This is a genomic window from Paenibacillus validus NBRC 15382, assembly GCF_004000985.1.
Taxonomy (GTDB): domain Bacteria; phylum Bacillota; class Bacilli; order Paenibacillales; family NBRC-103111; genus Paenibacillus_G; species Paenibacillus_G validus.
Genome location: NZ_BIMH01000028.1, coordinates 1 through 18,634 on the forward strand (window position 1 = coordinate 1; position 18,634 = coordinate 18,634).

Sequence of the window (18,634 nt, forward strand, 5' to 3'; positions counted from 1 at the left end):
GAGGTTGTGAACACGAACCGATGTCATTCTCATGCTGAATAAATTGTTGGCGTTTTAACTCATCTAGTGCTCCGACTGCAGTAATCTGTACTTCGTTCCCGTCGTAGCGAATAATAACTTCATCAACCAGGGTCTCCAGGATATGTCGCTTCTCCTCAAGGGTAAGCTCGTCGCCGGCGCTCTCGATAAAGTTTCGGACAGCCTTGGAGACCTCGGCAATCCGATTGGCCGATATTTCCTTCTCCGCTTGTTCTGACAACTGCTTTTCGTACCCGGCAAGCTCTTGCTCCAACGACTTTAGTCCGGCATTAATCTTTTGCATTTCGGTAAGCATCTCCTGCTCATCAATGACCTCCCGCTTGAACATGATTTTGATTTTTTCCTTTTCCTTCTCCTTCTGCTCCAGCTGACGTTTGATGTGGTCCGCGGCGGATTGAAGTTCCAGGTTAATCTCATTCGATTTGCTTTGCAGCCGCTCCATATAATCATCGGGATTAGACAATGTCTCCAAAATGAGCTGCCAGACGTAATGATCCAACATATCGGCGCGCAACGTTTGAGTTGGGCACTTCTCAACTCCTTCACCATACTTCTTTGGGAAGAGGTTTGGACATCTGTAGCAGGTGTAACGGATCTTTTCTCCCGTTTCTTTATTTACCCGGCCTGTATAAGTAGTTGCTTGCCACATTCTGCCGCAATGTCCACACCGGATCATGGATTTTAACAAATACTCATACTTTACATTTCCTGACCGTTTCATGTTTTTCTCTTTCTGCACCTGGGCTAATTCAAACAGTTGCGGGTCAATGATACTTGGCACGGTAACCTCGATCCAGTCCTTTTCCTCGCGAAAGGCATATGTTTTTTTCGGTGTGCCGTTCTTGGTTTTCTCCCCGCGAATCTTCCGGGTTTCTCTACGATTGTAATAGAACTTGCCGATGTACACCTCAGAAGTAAGAACCCTTCTAATGGAACTGGCGCTCCAGTTCCTGCTTTCCCCTCGTTTGGGTACTGCCCCTAATGAATAGAGTCGATCCCCGATTTCACGAAGCGTATAGTTCTCATGAACATACCAGTGGTATATCTTCTGGACAAATTCGGCTTCCTGCGCATTGATAATCAAGGTATTTTCATGAAGATCATATCCATAGGGAGCCACACGCATGGGCATGATCTTCTTATCTTTTTCCACCGCTTTGAGTCTTCCGCGTACCGTCCGCTTCTTGATTAAAGACAACTCGTATTGTGCTATGGAACTCATCAGGTTGAAAAAAAGCTGCCCTTCCGGCGTATTCCGGTATTCCGTGTCCACGAACACCAGCTCGATATTGCTCCGCTCCAGCTCACGGCAAAGGATTAATTTATCCGTCAAGTCCCTGGTCAACCGGTCGGGGTGGGTAACAATCAAGCGACGGACCAGCCCTTGCGCAACATCTTGTCTGAATTCATTCATGGCGGGCCGATCGATATCTTCACCTGTGAATCCTTCTTCGCGATAAACTTTGATCATGGATTCGGGAATTCCCAAGTCTTTCGCTTTCCGCATGCAAATCTCAATTTGTGCATCAAGGCTTGTGCCCTCTGATGCTTGCATGCCTGTAGAAACCCTTGGATATATGGCCGTATACATGGAGGTTCGCTCTTCTCCTTTCTTATCACTATCACTTTCCAGTATGGACAAAGAGAGAAACAAAAAAACCGGCTTATTCAGTCGGTTTCAAGATCAAACGCTTTAGGATGTAATCGATAACGGCATTTTTGGCCTCTGCAGCGGATAAGGTGTTTGAGACTTGAACTGAATCACTACATAAAGTATGAGGCACATATACGATTTTGATTGTCGGCATTCGCTCCATACTTTTCACCTCAATACACCTTATTCCGTCTGCGGTTTGTCCTATCACAAGCGCATGGTGTTTTGGATATACTTGAACTCCGTTTCCATGATTCGAGCAATAGCCGATTCATTATCCGCCCCAATGAATGTCCAGTACCGGTGCCCAGGTACAACAGATTGGGTAATGAATCCTGACCATGTTAAGGACTTCGATTTTAGAGCGGACATGAGTTTGTCCAAACTTAATAGGTCATTTTGATATAGATCAACGACGATCACATCGGTTCGTGATTCTAGACGGATATAACATTCTTGATCCGTGTTTGTCTGGATGACATATCCTTTTACATCTCTATTACGATCTTCAGCCATTCTCAATAACGGAATCAGGTCTTCCATACAAGTTAAAGCTATCCCGCTAAAATCATAATTTTTAAAGTTCCATCGCTCCATAACAAGCCTATCCTTATAAGCCCAATCAAAAGGAACACGGTGGATGATGCCAAATTGGGCCAGTAGCTCATTGCTGAATCTCCTAGATTTCAAAGGGTTCGTTAAGTCGAAAATTGTAGAAGAAGATTCCGAAAAATCTCCCAGCAAGAGTGTTCTTAACTCCGCTGTCCTTAAACTAAAGGCATGTATCAATGCTTTTCGACGATAAGGCAAGGATAGTTTCCGTAGCAGAATACCAAAAGTTATTGGGTCAGTAGCTGCCAGTTCTTTCACCTCATACCAGTCTCGATCATGCCTGCTGATATAAGTGATTTCGTCTATTTCACCATGGATGAATTTTAAGGCTAGTTGAAGAAGGTCTTCCTTCAACCTAAGCTTTACACTCCATCAGCTTAATCCCGTATCAAAGCACTCATCATCAACTCTCCACAAATGGAGCAGATTCTTGTTTCTTTCGACCGAAATCCTCGCATAACCCGAAAACCCAACGAGCTTTTGCTCCATTTGTGGAGCAACCAGGACAGAAAACGAAAGCAAATGATACCTTTACATCAATGATGTGGACCATCGGGCCCCACCTCCTTTCTTAAGCAAAAGCTGCTGTCTGAACGGTCAAAGAAACAGAATCTGAGGGAGAGATGTAGATGGATAACGATCAGAATATTAAAGATATCGATATTTTGGGATTCATGTATTCGGATCATTGGAAGCAAAATGCGAAAACTATTGCAGAGATTGCTTCTTATGAGAACTCTACTTCGCAAGAATGTTTACAAACTGTCCCAACTGGCAATCATGATATTAAGAGTCTTAGTTGGGAGAAGGTGCTCACGTTCTTGAATACCATGTATGCATTTCGTTGGCCTGAAGAGGACGTCGAGATATGTTCACCAGAAAGTGGTTCTCTTGCATTAAATGAATGGATCTTTTCAACCCAGATTCAAGGCAAAATCTTTGCCCCCGTGCTACTGGATTACCTTGATAATAAAAAGTCGATCAAATCCACCAGCTACTTTTCTTTGATGGAATACGCACTAGAGCTCATTGATTTTTTTAAAACCCGTTATGGGCTTGATGCTAGATCCATTCAAAACAAAGAATTGGCAAATAAAGATGCACTTATTAATTTCATTGAGCATTCTTCCTACAATCTCGTTCAACGTGACATGATTCTAGCAATAGCTCGAAAATTAATCTCTAATGGGTTCGAATTAAAGAAATCAACAAACGGTATTTCTACAAAAAAGAGGACTCAAGATATAAATCATCCCGCTATCACTGCGCATATTAAAGATTTACACCGTTCAGGAGTCAAGGAAAAAAGCGTTAACGGTAAATATAAAATCAGTTACGCCCTATTTTTAAACTGGTTGAATAAAACATACGTTCAGTTCCAGAGCACTTCATGCGACGAATTACCATTGTCATTAGTTACTGAGGAGCATCTACTCGAATTCAAGCAATATTTACTCCGTTTAGAAAAGAAAGGGATCTATATCAAGCAAACGGTTAGCAATTGTTTTTACGATATCCGATTCCTTCTGGCTAACCTCTATAAATTGGGCTGGCTTGCTAAAGACATAACAATGGATGTTACAGGAATCCCGTACGAGAGATACTATTATCGCGAGTTACCAACAGATGCTGAACTCCAGTGTTTTTTTCATAATATCCAACTCTATTCTGATCATCCCACATTGGAACTGGCAGCCTTTGGGTTGATGCTTTGTCTCGGTTTGCGAATTCATGAAGTTGCTAACATTCACTATCAGGATATCAATGTCGAGAATAGAACCATCTCTGTCTTCGGAAAAAACGAGAAATCGGCCATTCTACCCTTACCTGATCCGCTACAGAATTACTTTCAAAAGCTTGTTGTCAACAAAGGTCAGGATATCCATCTGTTTGGAAACAACAGCCAATCAACTATTCGCAAATTAAGGGCACAGTACAAACTTTATTCTTTTGTCTCGGGATGGAAATATCCGGGGGGTCCCCATTTACTGAGGCACACTTTCATCAGCAGGTTGTCGGAACGTACAGATTGCCCGTCACAATTGCTTATGTACTTGGCAAGACATGATCGGCCAGAAAATACTGCACGATACGTCCACCGGAGCTCCAATCAATTAACAAATGCTGTAAACAAAATCAATTACTGAGGAGGTTCCCATGCCTAAAGTAATCAACGATACAAAGTATACCGAACTTAAAGAACAACTGAATCAGCTGTTATGTCTTTATGGTCCAGAGAAAATGCGGCAAGTTATGGAAACCTTGCCTGTCCAGACACAGACAAAACCTAATATGCCCCTGGCAGTGCGGAACGTTTCATTTCTCGAAGCCGTTGATGCTTTCTATCAAAGCAGCAAGTTTTCTGGACTTAGCCGGACCACGCAAACAACGTATCGGTCAGAGATGAAACTTTTCCAGCAACATGTCAAGGAAAAGTTTGGCGACGATCCGCAGTTTGAAAAGGTAACAAACGGCGAATTCTTGTCCGACTATATTAAGCTTAATGAGGATCCTAATACAAAAGCCAAGAAGTCTTCCTTTCTTCGAACCTTCATAAAGACCACATACAAAATATTTTATGGCCATCAGGATCTCGGGGACTTGAAGACTATACTACGCGTTCGATGGTCAAACGATGACGCACCAAAAGCCTTTACTAAAGTGCAGATCGCGGAAATCTTGCAGATCGCTCAATCTCGTAACCACGATAGCCTTTACACTGCAATTATCTGGACTTTCCTTGGGAGTGGAATTCGCATAAACGAGCTCTGCCATCTAAGAATCGGTGATATCACTCCTGATACTCAAACAATCAAGGTAACACCCAAAGGGGCTGAGAATACCAAGAAAGTCCGAAAAATCAACGAGCTCGCCTTAATGATGCTCACAGATTTTATAGAGAAAAAATACAGTCGCGCTCGCGAGGTGATGCCAGATTCCGATTATCAAAGGCTCTATATCTTTTCAAGCACTGCCGGGGATAAACCCATCACATCTAGAGCCATTCAGCAATTTATGAAACGTATTATTCGCGAGTCTCGGTCGATAAAAGAGGAAGACAAAGATCGTTTAGGTCCTCACTCTTTTCGTCATTCTTTTGCCGTTCAAGGCCTTGAAGCAGGGATCGATATATACACCCTCTCAAAACTTCTAGGTCACGAGTCGATCGACAGCACGATGAAGTACTTGCGGCTTTTCGATGATCAACTTCGTGACGCCATTAACAAACACCCATTTGCCCAAGAGATTATTCAAAAAATTAGAGAAAGGTTGGAGAACAAATGAAACGTTTGTTATTGGATTCCCCTTACTATGCCAACTGGAAAAAACATACCCATCTCAAGGATTCTGCAATTTACGCTTATAGTCGCCAATTCATGAAATTTGAACAATATCTGAGCTTAGACTTTGAGGGAGAGCTGGATTTCGATAAATTTTATTATGATACTGAATCCGAGACTTATCGCCCGATCGATACTGAATGTATTGACGGTTATATCCAGTTTCTCAAGAAGAGGTTTCAGGCAAGCAAGAATACTATCTTCAATAACATTGTTTACCTGAAACATTTTTTCACGTTACTTCACGGTCTTGGGATGATTAAACAAAACCCCATGAAGAATTTTCCGAATCCGTATTATGAACGCCGAATAATAGATCGTTCCCTCTCCATTGGTGAATGTCAACGATTATTTCAAGCAGCGCTTAAAGCCGATCCATTTGTCCGGAAGTTCTACATCCTCATATTGCTAATGTCAACGACCGCTCTTCGAAACAAGGAGATTATACAGCTAACGTACGAACAGATTGATTTTGAGCGCAAGGTTATTCTGGTTAACAAAGGGCAGAAAACCTCCTCCGAAGTCGTTTATATGCCCGATTCCCTCGTTGTTGAGTTGGAGCGTTATTTGCATCATCCGGTTGTAGAAGAATGGCGGAATTCCGGACATTCCGAGGTTTTCTTTGAAAACAATCGACCACTAACAAAAGCAGGATTAAACCGAATCATCAAGAATCTTTGCCTAGAGGCCGGTATACAAAAGACAGTCACTGCCCATAGTTTTCGACATACAACGGCATACTTGATGCAGAGCAGCGGGATTGACATTATCGCTATAAAACGACAACTACGCCATAAGCAGTTATCAACAACTTTGCGATATGTTCCTCCAGTTGACGCTGCGAAGCTGCTGAATGACGCGTGTTCCGATCTTCTTCAATAACAACAAAAAGAACCCGAAGAAAGCAAAGAAAACATGCTTCATTCGGGTTCATTATTTGAACAATTATAGTACACAAGGACAGAGTACTCCCGTGTTGTAATTAATCACCATAAAGGGAATTGGATACCGAAAGCACCTGGCTCGAGGAAATGGTATCAATTAACTGTCCCGCGAGGACATGATTTGGGCCAGAGGATGGCCACTCATTAGGCTTCCGTTGGGAACAGAAGCGATGGAAGGAACAAATTTATTATATAGTGGATGTGCTTTGAAATCAATAATAGCAAAGGTCACTGTTGCTCGGCTAGTTCTCGTATCTCATAAGGACTAGCCTCTTCCGGAACTTTCATTTCATGCTCCCTTCTTAACTCTCAAAAAAATGGCATATTAACTTTATGAACTCTTTTTGTATTTGATCCAGGTCTTCGGAAGCAATGTCAATATGAAGAGCTGATATCCGGATCTCCTGATTTCCGTTATGTATCAAATAGGTTGCTAGCGGATTCTGGAAATATTTATTCGCACGGAAAACTGGGTATACCAGAAACAACCGATTGCATTGATAACGGACTGCATAGGCCAACATTTGGTAAACATCCGACTCCGAAAGTCGAGTATTCTCTTCAGAAATGGGATTTTTATATTTCGCATCTACAATCATTTCGATTGGCGTGTCTGATCCTGCTCGGCTGCATGCGATTGTAATATCGGGTCTGAGCAGAAAAACCTCTTTTTCAGCATCCAAGTAACGTTGTGGCGTCTGATAACGGACCACCCAATCATCCGAAGATAACCCTTTATCCAACCATTGATATAACGAGAACTCAAATAATTGATTCAATGGGATCAAAAAGGTAAAGGTACGCTCGTCGCCCGCATGGACCCCAGGTTGACGGTTAAGGTAAAACATCTTAGCGAGTTCAAACACCGGCCGATAGTCTTCGTTTAACCGATTGAATCGTACTCTTTGGAACATCGATTCGGTAAGCCGGATGGGACAGATATCCTCTAAAAGCAAAAGCGCATGGCTCAAACTAGTTTTGTTTTCCTCGTTTTTCGTCAATGTTCTAAGTGAAATCATTGTGGCTTTAATGATTTGGTTAAGCAGATTGTCTTCCGTGAATTCCTGATAACTAACATAATGCTTATGCTTAAATCCCCCATTCCTGAGCAACTGCCGCTGAAAAAGGATCCTTCCTCTAATGAAGGCCAGGTTGCCCTCAAAATCTTCATATTGACGATGAATTTGCTTCTGAAAGAGTTCCAAGAACCTCTTATTGAAAATGTGAATGAAAATCTCCAGCAAATCTCCGTTCATAGCCGCTATAAGTTGAGGTTCCGGAATATCTTTGACTGAAAGGAACCCGCTAGATGCCAGCAAACGGAACAGCATCCGAACGGACGAACGTTTTTCCTCTTCGAAGTCTTCAGCGGATGCCGCATCTTCATAAAGTTTGGGCAGAATCTGTAGCTGCAAGGAAGGAGTGGCGATAAATCCAACATACTTCCTTAGCAGCACTCGGTTATCTACACTGAAGCTAATATTTTGCCTTCCCCAAATGGACTCCAACGAAGATAATTCCATCCTATGTTCATTCGAGATTGGTTCCAACGAATACCTGTCTTCAAAGACGGTGATGAGTTTCGGCATCAGTCTTCTATTCCTTTATAGAGGGTCAACAAGGCCTTCTCGAAGTCGGAAACCGTATCTTTATCGGAAGGCTGCGTGCTTAAGAACCGCATGCTTCCGGATTTCTCGAAGAACTTGGTTCCAACAACCGACTGAATAGCAGCGACATCGTTGTAGAAGTATTCAGCGATTAATGGCAAAATTTTATAATACCAGCTCTTAAAAAGATCATCGATCGTTAAAACATCCATCAAATAGGCGTGGCCGATCCGATGGTCTCGATCCAGCTTCTCCGATATTTTTTCGTTAAGGCTGCGCAAAAGACTTGCAAGTTCCACCGAGCCCACTTTTGCTGTATTTTGTTCGAAAACCCCATAATCTGGTTCCATTTCCGCGAATACGAACCGTCTTCTTAGCGCGGTATCCAGCATCGCGATCGATCGATCGGAAGTATTCATCGTACCGATAATATACAGGTTCCTAGGCAACGAGAAAGGCTTTTTGGAATAGGGCAAGATCGTGCTGACCGTTTGCCTTTTGTCCTTTTCAATCAATGTTATCAGTTCGCCAAAGATTTTAGAGATGTTACCTCGGTTGATTTCATCGATGATCAAATAGTATGGTTTTTGCTGATGCTGCTGTGTCTTAACCGTTTTATTTATATCGCTGGAAATACCGATCAATTTCTGAACGTCGGACATTTGAATTCGGGGAAGCTCGTAAATCGTTTTGAGAGTAAGACTTACTCCGCCGTTCATATCGTAAATATCCGCGGGGTCCGTAAATTCTTTCAACCACGCAACCGGCCGGACATGTGGCGCTACATGTCCCTTTCTGTAAGCATAATCCCCTGTTATCACACCAATATCCCGAATCGTCCGAGGGCCATCATAGACAAATACGATATCACCTCGTTCCATTTGGTTAATGAGAGTATCTAGCGTATTGGCATCCATTGTAGGCTTTTGAGCCCCATCATCCCGCTCATTCTCAAGCAAGGAATAAATTTCGTCATATGATTTGTCTGTAAGGTCGATGTGATCGAGAAAATCGACCGCTATTTGTTTGCCCGCTTTACATTGGTTGTAAATGTGATCGCTGTTGCGGCGGCCGAGCGATACTTTCCAGACCCGGGATCCCGAATGTATGAACTCGGCTCCCGAAATACCGGAGGACTCAGATTCCGCTTTGATAATTTGTGCTGACGCGTCTTCCACCATCTTTTTCAGAACGCCAGGCTCCACACGGTACCGAATCTCACCACCTGCTTCGTCTTGCTTCATGTCTTCTTCCAATTGGGGGCGAATGCCCTCAATAAATTCCTCATACGAGTATGACTGGTGGAAAGTGATGAAACGTACCCGTTCTTCCCGTTCAACTTGGACGAACGGGATATATCGTTTACGGAATGTATACTCAAACGCTTCAATGATGTTCTTCGTAGCGAACGTCTTCCCTGTTCCCGGCGGTCCGTATAAAATCAAATTGGGGTTGAAATCCAGCAACTCAGCATACGCACGGTATTGTTCAAACAATTCCGGCGCGTCCTCGATATCCGAAGATTCTACCGTATGCGTAATTGGTGTTTTCCCTTCAGTTCCAACTTCCATATTCGGTTTGCTGATCGGTGTCTTGCGGCGGCCAACCAAGACGTTGTCATAAAGGCGAATAGGATTATCCACTACAAAATAACCTTGCTTTTCCAATTCATTCAGGACGCTTTTCAAATAGTTACGTTTATTCGGCGCTTCCTCTTCGGCAAATTCAAGCAACTGTAGCAATGTATACCGTTCATTGACGGAATTTTTGTCCTCGTACAGTTTCTGCAAACTGGCATAAGGTTGGGATTGTCCATTCTTCCATTCCAATATCCCGACTATTCTTGATGTTACGAGATTGTCGATTACAACCATGATGTCATTTTCCGCAACCGACGGGAGTTGAGAACTTAGTGTGACGTAATAACGACGAACCGAAGCAAAAGAAAGCTGGTCCCAGTTTTCCATGGGAAACGCCGAGGTCGTCTCAATGGGAAAGAATCCGTGACCTGGAGTAGCTTTGTTAATTTTATTAAGCAAGTTGAGATCCAAATTGAAATATGGACTTTTAATAAATTGCACGACGGGTACAGGATGCGGAAACCGCTTGATTTCTTCGAAAAAAACAACACCTGTATCTGACGGATTAATAGGATTTACCTTATGCCCATATTCCCTCACTTTCCATAACGCAATTACGTTGGCATTGGTCACCACAAACACGAAATCCCCAGGTTCGATCCCCCCGTACCAGGTACTCTCCTTGGCGCCGGCGGCGTAATACTTCTCTTGGATTTGATGCGGTCTTCTACTGTCAAACTTGCCGAAATATACTTTGCTCATATTGGATCTCCTCGATTTCATTTATCCACTATTTTCTTTGTCACAGGTGTATCGTTACAAGATACCACGTTTTAAATTTCTTTTGAAATGATGATAAATCTCATGCGGATATAAGTTCAATAGCTGCATCAGCGCTGTGCAGAAGCCGATCAGGATGATTGGCCCTTCACTATTCGAATGTAACTCGATCCCGCGTTCCACCAAATAGTTAGCTAGACGATCGAAGTCTGCCTCATATTCCGGATGAATCGGATAAGCCCTCTGATGAACTTTCTTTATTAGCTCCCAAGCGCCTATTCGTTCAAAATGTGCTCCTCTCTCCTCCAGCTGTTCTTGGTTTCCAAAGACAGTCTCAAAAGCAAGATCGAAAAACTTGCGGTTTCGCCGTAGTTTTCTCCACTCCGCATTATCCAGTGAGGGGCCGAAAACTTCTTCCACTTCGTCTTCCAACTCTTCAAGCAACTTAAACCGTGATTTGTACCCGAGGCTTTCCACCAGCCCCTTATAGTACCATTCCTGACTGTCACGTCCTCGTTTGAAACGAGACCATGCCTCCTCACCGTACTGCTTCAAGTCCCTCTTAATCGAACGAATATTGTGTAGTTTGTCTGCACAGGACGTCTGCCGAATAGCAACGGTTGCATGTTTAAGTTCATCGAGCGTATGCTGCTTTCTTTCCTCCCATGATGCACCTTTGTCCGGTTCTGAGCAGCCTTTTACGATTTCCAATACTTTAGGACCGAAGAAGGCCAGTAAATCCTCCTCCGTTGTATCGGTATCTTCCAACGTGTCATGCAAAATTCCAGCCGCGACAACTTCCTCCGAACAACCTGCCCGCTGCAAAATCATGCCCACAGCATAAGGATGACTAATGTATGGTATCTCTGTGCCTTTTCGGCGCTGTTCCCGATGTGCAACGGCAGCAAACTCAATTGCCTTATCGATTAAAGTCATAGACACGGTTTCCTCCCTTCAATTTCAAAGATCAGTTTCTCATGAATGGTTGCGAACCGGATATTTTTGCAGGTGATTAAGAACCAGCAAAGCCCCAGCCTTATGCAGCGGCTCATTCTGCTTCTCACAATGAAACAGCTGAATGCAGGATGGGCAGCCGTCCGAACAACCACAGCTGCTAATGATCTGTTGGGCTTTCTCCAAGAGAACCCCGAATTTTTCCGCAACGACCTCGACTATACCTGAACCGCCTCCTGCTTGGCTGTCGTAGAAGAACATTCCGGGCATTCCAAACAATGCTGAGCCAGAATAAAAAGAGGTGTGCTGAAAATCAGCCATACTGCACCTTACAACGGCCGGTATCGCCGAAGCTATGGCATGTTCAACCGCATGAAGGCTTCCCTCAGCCATGGTCTCCAAGTCAATGGTATCGCGATCCAGTACATCATTGAGCAGACCTTTAAGTTCATCCCTTCCTTGGTGATCCCACATCAGCCAAAACGCCTCGGTTTGGAAACTGACAGGATATGTGTTTGTCAATTGCACGGTTTCGGGAGGCGTTGCGCCGTGATTGTAGATTTTTTTGTAGCCAAATGTGCTTCGTTTTACGATGATGTTTCCAAGATTGGATTTGATCGCCGCGTCACTTCTCAGTGGATTGGTGATATCATGGATTTCAATGCTATCGCGAACAATTCCGCGGGTATGATAATCCGTTCTTACCGGCTCCACAACCACTTTGCGTTGCTTACCGTTAACCCACTTGACCTTATAGAAGGTACGATTGTCTGGTCCCAGAAATACTGCATCCACGTGATAATCTCTTATTAAGGAACGCTCATCTACACTTTGAAACAAGATGTCCTCATTCCAGCCGTTCTTGGTTACAACCGTATAAGTAGCCCCCATTGTAAACAAAGTTTGATATCTTGGCGTTTCACCATGATAGAGGAGTTTTCCTTCTATCTGCTGCCACTGGTCGCTTGCTTCCGCAACCACTTTGCGAAGCGCCGAAGAGCGAACATAATTCATAGCATTGGTCAACGTTCCTCCCAGTTCGTGAGCTGCATATGCGAGATGCTCCTTCAACAGCTTTGGATTCGCTGTATTAATCGCTGCTGATTCAGGCGGGAGCTTAAAGAATTCTTCAGGGTTGCGGGCGAAGTATTGCTGCAATGGCTCTTCCTGAACCATCATGATTACCACACCGTCTCTACTACGCCCCACACGGCCAGCCTGCTGCCAGAAGGATGCCTGAGAACCTGGATATCCAAGCAAAATGCATACGTCTAGACACTTCACATCAATTCCAACCTCTAGAGCGCTGGTTGTGACCACTCCAAGGATCTCACCTTGTTCGAGTTTCTGTATGGTTTGCTCCTTAACTTCTTGTGTCAGATAAGCATGATACGGTAAAAAAAGTTCATATGATTCTTCTGACGAAAGTCCGCCATGATCTTGAAGGTGGCTTCGCATAATGATGTTTAGCTCACGACTTAATAGCTGGGCTTGCTGGCGGTTGCTTGTGAAAATGATACTTCTCGGCCATCTTCCATCCTTGTAGATCGTGCGCAGAATCTCATAGAGATCGGAAACAACGGCCCTTTTCTTTTGCTCATCGTCTGATAAGCCCGGATTCCACATCAAAATCGCTTTCTTCTTTACTGGCGCTTGTACTCCCGATATTTCATGAAATCCTTTCATTCCACGCATTCCTGTTAATTCTTCAGCTAGATACTTTGGATTAGCAATTGTAGCCGAGCAGGCAATAAACTGGACGTTTTTATTTCCCAACCTGTCACATAACATTCTTAATCTGCGAAGGACCAAAGAAACCTTTGAACCTAACAAGCCTGAGTATTGATGCAGCTCATCAATGACGACAAACCGAAGATTTTGCAGAAAGCGCAACAGTTGGGGGCCTTTTCCCTTAGGCGAACCTGCACCTTGAAGAATTAAATGCAGATAGTGTACGTTGGTCAGCCAATAGCGCCCCTCAGAGAACACGAAGCTAGATGCCTGATCTTTTCTCATATGCTCTGGAACGTTACGTTGCCCGTGGAGAACCCCAACAGATATTTGTTGCCCATTTACAGAGAATCGGGAAAATCCATTTAGTGAGAAATGATTCCCTTGTGCTTCTACATCATCAGCCCATTTTTTCAGGTGGGCAAACTGATCCTCGACCAATGCCTTGAACGGAGCCAAATATAGCGCACAAGCATTCGGATCAGCAACCAATTTTTCCATGATGGGAACATTGTAAGCCAATGATTTTCCCGATGCGGTTTTCGTACAGAGAACGACATTGCGTCCTTCACGGATGTTCTGTATAGCTTCCCCTTGATGCTCATAAAGCTTATTGATCCCCAGAGAATGAAGCTTCCGCTGCAGCCAACTGGGCATAAGAATTTGTTCAGCATAAGCGCCTTGATTAGCGTCAATTTGATGCACGTGGACGTCACTTCGAATGCGAGTTCCGAGTTCGAGCAAATTCTGGACGAGTTTTTCGCTATCGAATTTATGTTGAACAGGAAGTCTTCGATCTATGAGCAATTCCGTTTCTTCCGGTGTCAACATGTCATCCAAGATTGAACATCCATCATGAGAACAATAAACGCCGGATGGTTTGTTTATATAGGACTCCATATCGGGTTCAAGGGAGCGCCACTGTGAAACTCGAATCCCGTTTGCACGTTGATGAATCTTACGGTAATAGCCCTCCGGATCTGCCTTATAGCTGATTTGAACGAAGTCCCCGTAAGGTCTTTGGCCTCCGCAGGCGGAGCAGATTACAGGCATTCTTAATCGATCCCTTCTATCAAAATCTTCAGCAGCATTTTGGCTCCAGGTTTGAACAATTCAATATTCCCTTTACCTGGGAGCTGCACGCAGCTAGGACATCCTTCGGCACAAGGGCAGCTCTCAATAAGTTCAAGAGCTTTTCGAAGCACTTGCGGAAGTTTCTCATAGATCGCCTCAATGGTTCCGAGGCCGGACCCGTTCTCACCATAGAAGCCGATAACAGGTCTATTAGCAAAAGCCGTCATCCCACTCGCCGAAAAGCCTGTAAAGTCATTAGCGTCACAAATGATGAGGTCAGGAATAACCGAAGTCATAGCGTGACCTGCAGCGTGAAGGGAAGCTTCAGCCAATAAGTCGATGGATCTGCCCTCATCCGCTAACTCCTGGATGCCATTTTTCAATTGGCTCCATTGAGAATCCGTTAGTGTAACCCACATTCCTTCCGGAGTGAATCGGGTGACGGACGGATGATCCAATTGAACCTGCTCAGACTCATGCTTCTGTCCGAAGTAAACTTTTTTATAACCGAAGACACTCCGCTTAATCTCCAGTTCACCATAAGCCATATCGATTCCTTCGATGTGTTGCTTCTGATAAGTCTGCATAATATCGATGATATCGCGATAAGTAGATTGAGTGTAATAGGTTAGTTCCTGAATAGGCAATACAATAATTTCACCTTTTCTGCGATTGATAGAGTCTACTCGATAGCCTTTCTCTCCAGGAGTCCAATAGATCGCGCCTTCATAAAAATCACGAAGAGCACTCCACTCATCCAAACTGTCTACTATCGTTTGATTTTGTCCCCGAATGGTTACGCTGTAATTTTTACCAGACATTGATCGAAGACTAAACTTGTCATCAACGATCGCCTCATCGTTAGCTGTTGCAGCTACTTGCAGTACAGTCTCAATATAATCTTCGAGTAATCCAGGAAACATGTCCTGCAAGTCTTCCTTCGTGACTTCTCTCCCGAGCTCTTCTCTTAGTAACGGGATGTGCATGGCTAACAACTTGTAATTTGTTGGATTAATCCTAACTACCTCGGGAGCTTTATGGATAAATTCAAGCGGGTTACGCATGTAATACTGCTGAAGCGGTTCATCCTGCCAGATCAGTATGGCAACACCCTCGCCTTTGCGGCCAACACGTCCGATCTGTTGGGAGAATGCCGCTTTCGATCCGGGATAACCAACAAGAACGGCAAGACTCAAATCACCGATATCAATCCCGACTTCAAGGGCATTGGTAGTAATAATGACATGAATGTCGTGGGACTTGAGTCTCTCAATAATCCGTTTCCGAGTATCATTCGGCAGTATTCCGGTATAAAATGCCGCGAGTTTTTCTCCTTCCACTTTCTCTTTTGGTAGTCGGAGAGGCTGGCGCAAGACGTCTTTGATATAACGGGTAAATACCATAGTCTGGCTGCGAGAAGGTTGAAAAATGATGCTCTTAATCACTTTCTGATCAACAGTCATGATCTGTTTCGCCATCGTAATGGCATCGGTAGAAGGCGCGCGGCGGACTTGTTCATCGGCTGACATACCGGGATTCCAGAGGACGATCCCCTTTTTCTGATGGGCGGAACCATCTGTATTGATGAGGGTGAATCCGCTAAGACCTGTAAGATCCTCTGCTAATCTAATAGGATTTTCAATCGTTGCTGAGCTCGTAATAATCTGGATATTGTGAGTATTACCAAGTTCTCGACAAACCTTAAGCAGGCGTCTGAGTACCAATGCGACATGACTTCCGAATGTACCTCGGTACATATGCATCTCATCAAGCACTATAAATTTGAGGTTCCGAAGATAATTTCGAATGTGATGTGCGGTCGCATACTTCACCTTCTGAACTTGCCCGAGAATGGAGTAATGAATCATATCCGGATTCGTCATCCATACCTGTGCTTTTTCCATGATTCGCTGCCGCGGCCCATTCTCGGTATCCCCATCCAGCCGGCCGATATGAATCAGGCGATCTCCTAAGTGCAATTGAGTTTCAAACCACTCATCCAAGGATGATTGATCCTTCGTTTCATCCGTACCAAAACGTCTGATTTGATCTAGTTGATCATTAGCTAATGCCTTGGTAGGAAATATGTACAATGCCCGTTCTTCAGGATGATTATACAACCGGCTAAGAATCGGCAGGTTATAGGACAACGTCTTTCCAGATGATGTTGAAGTGACCAAGACAACATTCGAACCAGAATGGACTGCATCGGCTGTTTGTGCTTGGTGAGTATATAACTGTGTAATTCCCATTCGATGTAAGGCGTCCTTGATGGGCTCCGGTGTAGATTCAGGAATATCCGCAAAAGTAGCTTCTTTCGCAGGAAGTGTATGTACATAAATCTCGGCGGCCTCTTCCTCTGCCAACTCCTTCAGCTTATCCAGTACATCTTCTGATGAAAATTCATGACTTACTACGCCGGGAATTCGGTTATCTTCACATAGAATAAATTCTTCTTTCTCTAAAGGAACGATAGCAAAACAAGAAGGGCAGTAAATTCCCTCTTCGTATCCTCGGAGGTTTTCAATTACAGGAGTCCAGTCTAAGCATTTGATCCCGGTTGGCGAATATTCAAGCAGTCGTTGCTCCCCGACTTGACTGATCTTATTAGAAATTTGAATCGCCTTCAGCATACTCGTGCATTCGGAACATTTCAGAAATGCCATTCCTAATCCCTCCAACGCTAATGTCTGCTGATCATATTAGAACATACTGATTAGACAACATGTTGTCATAGAATATACGTTCTCATGGAATAAAACCCCCTTGCTGCTAATTCGACAATATAGGCAGTTAGTCCTTGTTTATGTGAATTAACACAAAAAAAGACGACCACTATGATCGTCAACTTTCATGGTTTTTCAATTTCTTTCTAATCTTCTGTATGTGTCTTGACTTTACTACGTTAACCCGTTCCAAAGGTCCAAATATTCGTTCAGCCCTATCGACATAACTAAGGAAGTTTCTATTTTTCAAATCCTTGCTAACCTCATGATATCCAAACTTCCGATAGAGACGCATGCTTTTTATTATTACTTTTGTTTTTGAATCATCTTTGCTTTTCAGAACCTTCTTTATATTCCGATTTAACTTATTATAATACTTGGAAATTGTCTTATCCCTAATAGTTACAGCAGTCCCGTCGAAGGAAAAACCTAAGTAATCAATTCTCTTTTTTTCTGTCTTGCATATTAAATCATCTCGGATTTCAAATGAATCTATGTTACCTTGACTATATTCGAAAAGTTGGGTCTTATTAGGTTCCAATACCAGTGAAGGAGTTGCTTGTATAATTGACAATAAAAATGCAAGTTCTTGATTAAGTAGCAGTGCCTTATCTTTCGGAAGTATAACAATAAAATCATCGCTATACCTCATATACATACCGTCTTTAGAAGAAACATACGAGTTTATCTTTGCATCAAACTCAAGCATATATATATTTGACAATACAGCACTAATTGCCGAACCCTGTGGAATTCCAACTGATTTTTTGTTAGGAGTAACCATGTCCTTCTTTAAGGCCTTAAATTTACTCCAAGGTATCGCCAATTCTTGTTTGTTTAGTCGCTTAATTCCAGAAAGATTTAACAAATGCCCATTTTCTTTCAAAAGGTCGGATAATTCCCATGTTGAATATTTAGTGATGTTTTTAAATACCGCATAATAATCGTTAGGAAGCTTGTCTTTTTGAAGCAGCTCACACATTCGCTTTTTTAAGTATTGATGGTCAAGGCTGTCGAAAAAGCTTTTAAAGTCCCCGATGACGACATAGCATTCTTTAAGTTCTTTTATTTTGTCAAAAGCCTGTTTAGCAAAATGAATATTATTCATGTGCAGATTGTTGCGGTACGCAATCGAGCATTGATCAAGACCGTCAATAGTTACTCTTTTATTATATTCTTCATTTAATAGATAAGCGTAGTACTGATAGATATACCGATCCATGTGTGCGGAATAACAAATTTCACGGTCTTTGGTAGTCTTACCTTTGGATTTACTATACTTCGTAATTTTCAATGTATGGTGGATAAAAGGAAGAAATCCATGAGTTTTTATTTTTAGTGGATCAGAGATATAATCCCATGCTTCATTTATGGTTATTTTTCTATCGAAATGGGCATAGCCACGGAATTTCACCTTTTTCTTCCACTCATCCACAGTCATATAGTCCCCCATAAAGTGCAATACCTGCCAACACGGGGGGGTAGCATCCCTAAGTTGGCAGGTATGATGTAATTGTATTGCAGCCACCCGTACATTACGCATGAACAACTATGCTATGATAGTTGAGGAGGCGTGTTCAATGTGGAGTGCT

General features: G+C 43.2%; 11 protein-coding genes. 3 read left to right on the forward strand and 8 right to left on the reverse strand.

The window, feature by feature from the left end; genetic code table 11:
* Both PVA01S_RS17245 and PVA01S_RS17250 read right to left on the reverse strand, forming a co-directional pair.
* On the reverse strand, positions 1–1,630 hold a 1,630-nt coding region (locus PVA01S_RS17245; RefSeq protein WP_164751874.1), incomplete at its 3' end, for a recombinase family protein.
* A gap of 270 nt (positions 1,631–1,900) precedes the next feature.
* Complete coding sequence (locus tag PVA01S_RS17250; protein WP_127608643.1) at positions 1,901–2,659, reverse strand: hypothetical protein; 759 nt, start codon at positions 2,657–2,659, stop codon at positions 1,901–1,903.
* A gap of 275 nt (positions 2,660–2,934) precedes the next feature.
* Between PVA01S_RS17250 and PVA01S_RS17255 the strand changes: the two genes are divergently transcribed.
* From PVA01S_RS17255 to PVA01S_RS17265, 3 genes are read left to right on the forward strand one after another with little or no spacing between them, the layout of a single operon-like run.
* Positions 2,935–4,452: a tyrosine-type recombinase/integrase gene (locus PVA01S_RS17255; RefSeq protein ID WP_127608644.1), complete on the forward strand. Its 1,518-nt coding sequence runs from the start codon at positions 2,935–2,937 to the stop codon at positions 4,450–4,452.
* A gap of 10 nt (positions 4,453–4,462) precedes the next feature.
* Positions 4,463–5,590, forward strand: a complete 1,128-nt coding sequence (locus PVA01S_RS17260) for a tyrosine-type recombinase/integrase (RefSeq protein WP_127608645.1) — start codon at positions 4,463–4,465, stop codon at positions 5,588–5,590.
* Positions 5,587–6,528 carry a tyrosine-type recombinase/integrase gene (locus tag PVA01S_RS17265; protein WP_127608646.1) on the forward strand — a complete coding sequence of 314 codons (942 nt, stop codon included), beginning with the start codon at positions 5,587–5,589 and terminating at the stop codon, positions 6,526–6,528. The genes PVA01S_RS17260 and PVA01S_RS17265 overlap by 4 nt, the downstream gene beginning before the upstream one ends.
* A 364-nt stretch (positions 6,529–6,892) precedes the next feature.
* On the opposite strand, the gene PVA01S_RS17270 is transcribed toward PVA01S_RS17265, so the two are convergent.
* The 6 genes from PVA01S_RS17270 to PVA01S_RS17295 form a co-directional block, all read right to left on the reverse strand.
* Positions 6,893–8,179 carry an McrC family protein gene (locus PVA01S_RS17270; protein ID WP_127608647.1) on the reverse strand — a complete coding sequence of 429 codons (1,287 nt, stop codon included), beginning with the start codon at positions 8,177–8,179 and terminating at the stop codon, positions 6,893–6,895.
* Positions 8,179–10,539, reverse strand: coding sequence for an AAA family ATPase (locus PVA01S_RS17275; protein ID WP_164751875.1), 2,361 nt, complete (start codon positions 10,537–10,539; stop codon positions 8,179–8,181). Before PVA01S_RS17275 ends, PVA01S_RS17270 begins: the two co-directional genes overlap by 1 nt.
* 54 nt (positions 10,540–10,593) lie before the next feature.
* The gene (locus PVA01S_RS27640; protein ID WP_127608649.1) at positions 10,594–11,493 is read right to left on the reverse strand and encodes an HD domain-containing protein; all 900 of its coding nucleotides are present in this window, start codon (positions 11,491–11,493) and stop codon (positions 10,594–10,596) included.
* Between the two features lie 39 nt (positions 11,494–11,532).
* A complete protein-coding gene (locus tag PVA01S_RS17285) occupies positions 11,533–14,073 on the reverse strand; it encodes a DEAD/DEAH box helicase (protein WP_244932983.1) in 2,541 nt (846 codons plus the stop codon).
* 224 nt (positions 14,074–14,297) lie between these two features.
* Positions 14,298–16,982: a DEAD/DEAH box helicase gene (locus tag PVA01S_RS17290; RefSeq protein ID WP_127608651.1), complete on the reverse strand. Its 2,685-nt coding sequence runs from the start codon at positions 16,980–16,982 to the stop codon at positions 14,298–14,300.
* 178 nt (positions 16,983–17,160) lie between these two features.
* The gene (locus PVA01S_RS17295; RefSeq protein WP_218029644.1) at positions 17,161–18,477 is read right to left on the reverse strand and encodes a reverse transcriptase/maturase family protein; all 1,317 of its coding nucleotides are present in this window, start codon (positions 18,475–18,477) and stop codon (positions 17,161–17,163) included.
* Between the last annotated feature and the right edge of the window lie 157 nt (positions 18,478–18,634).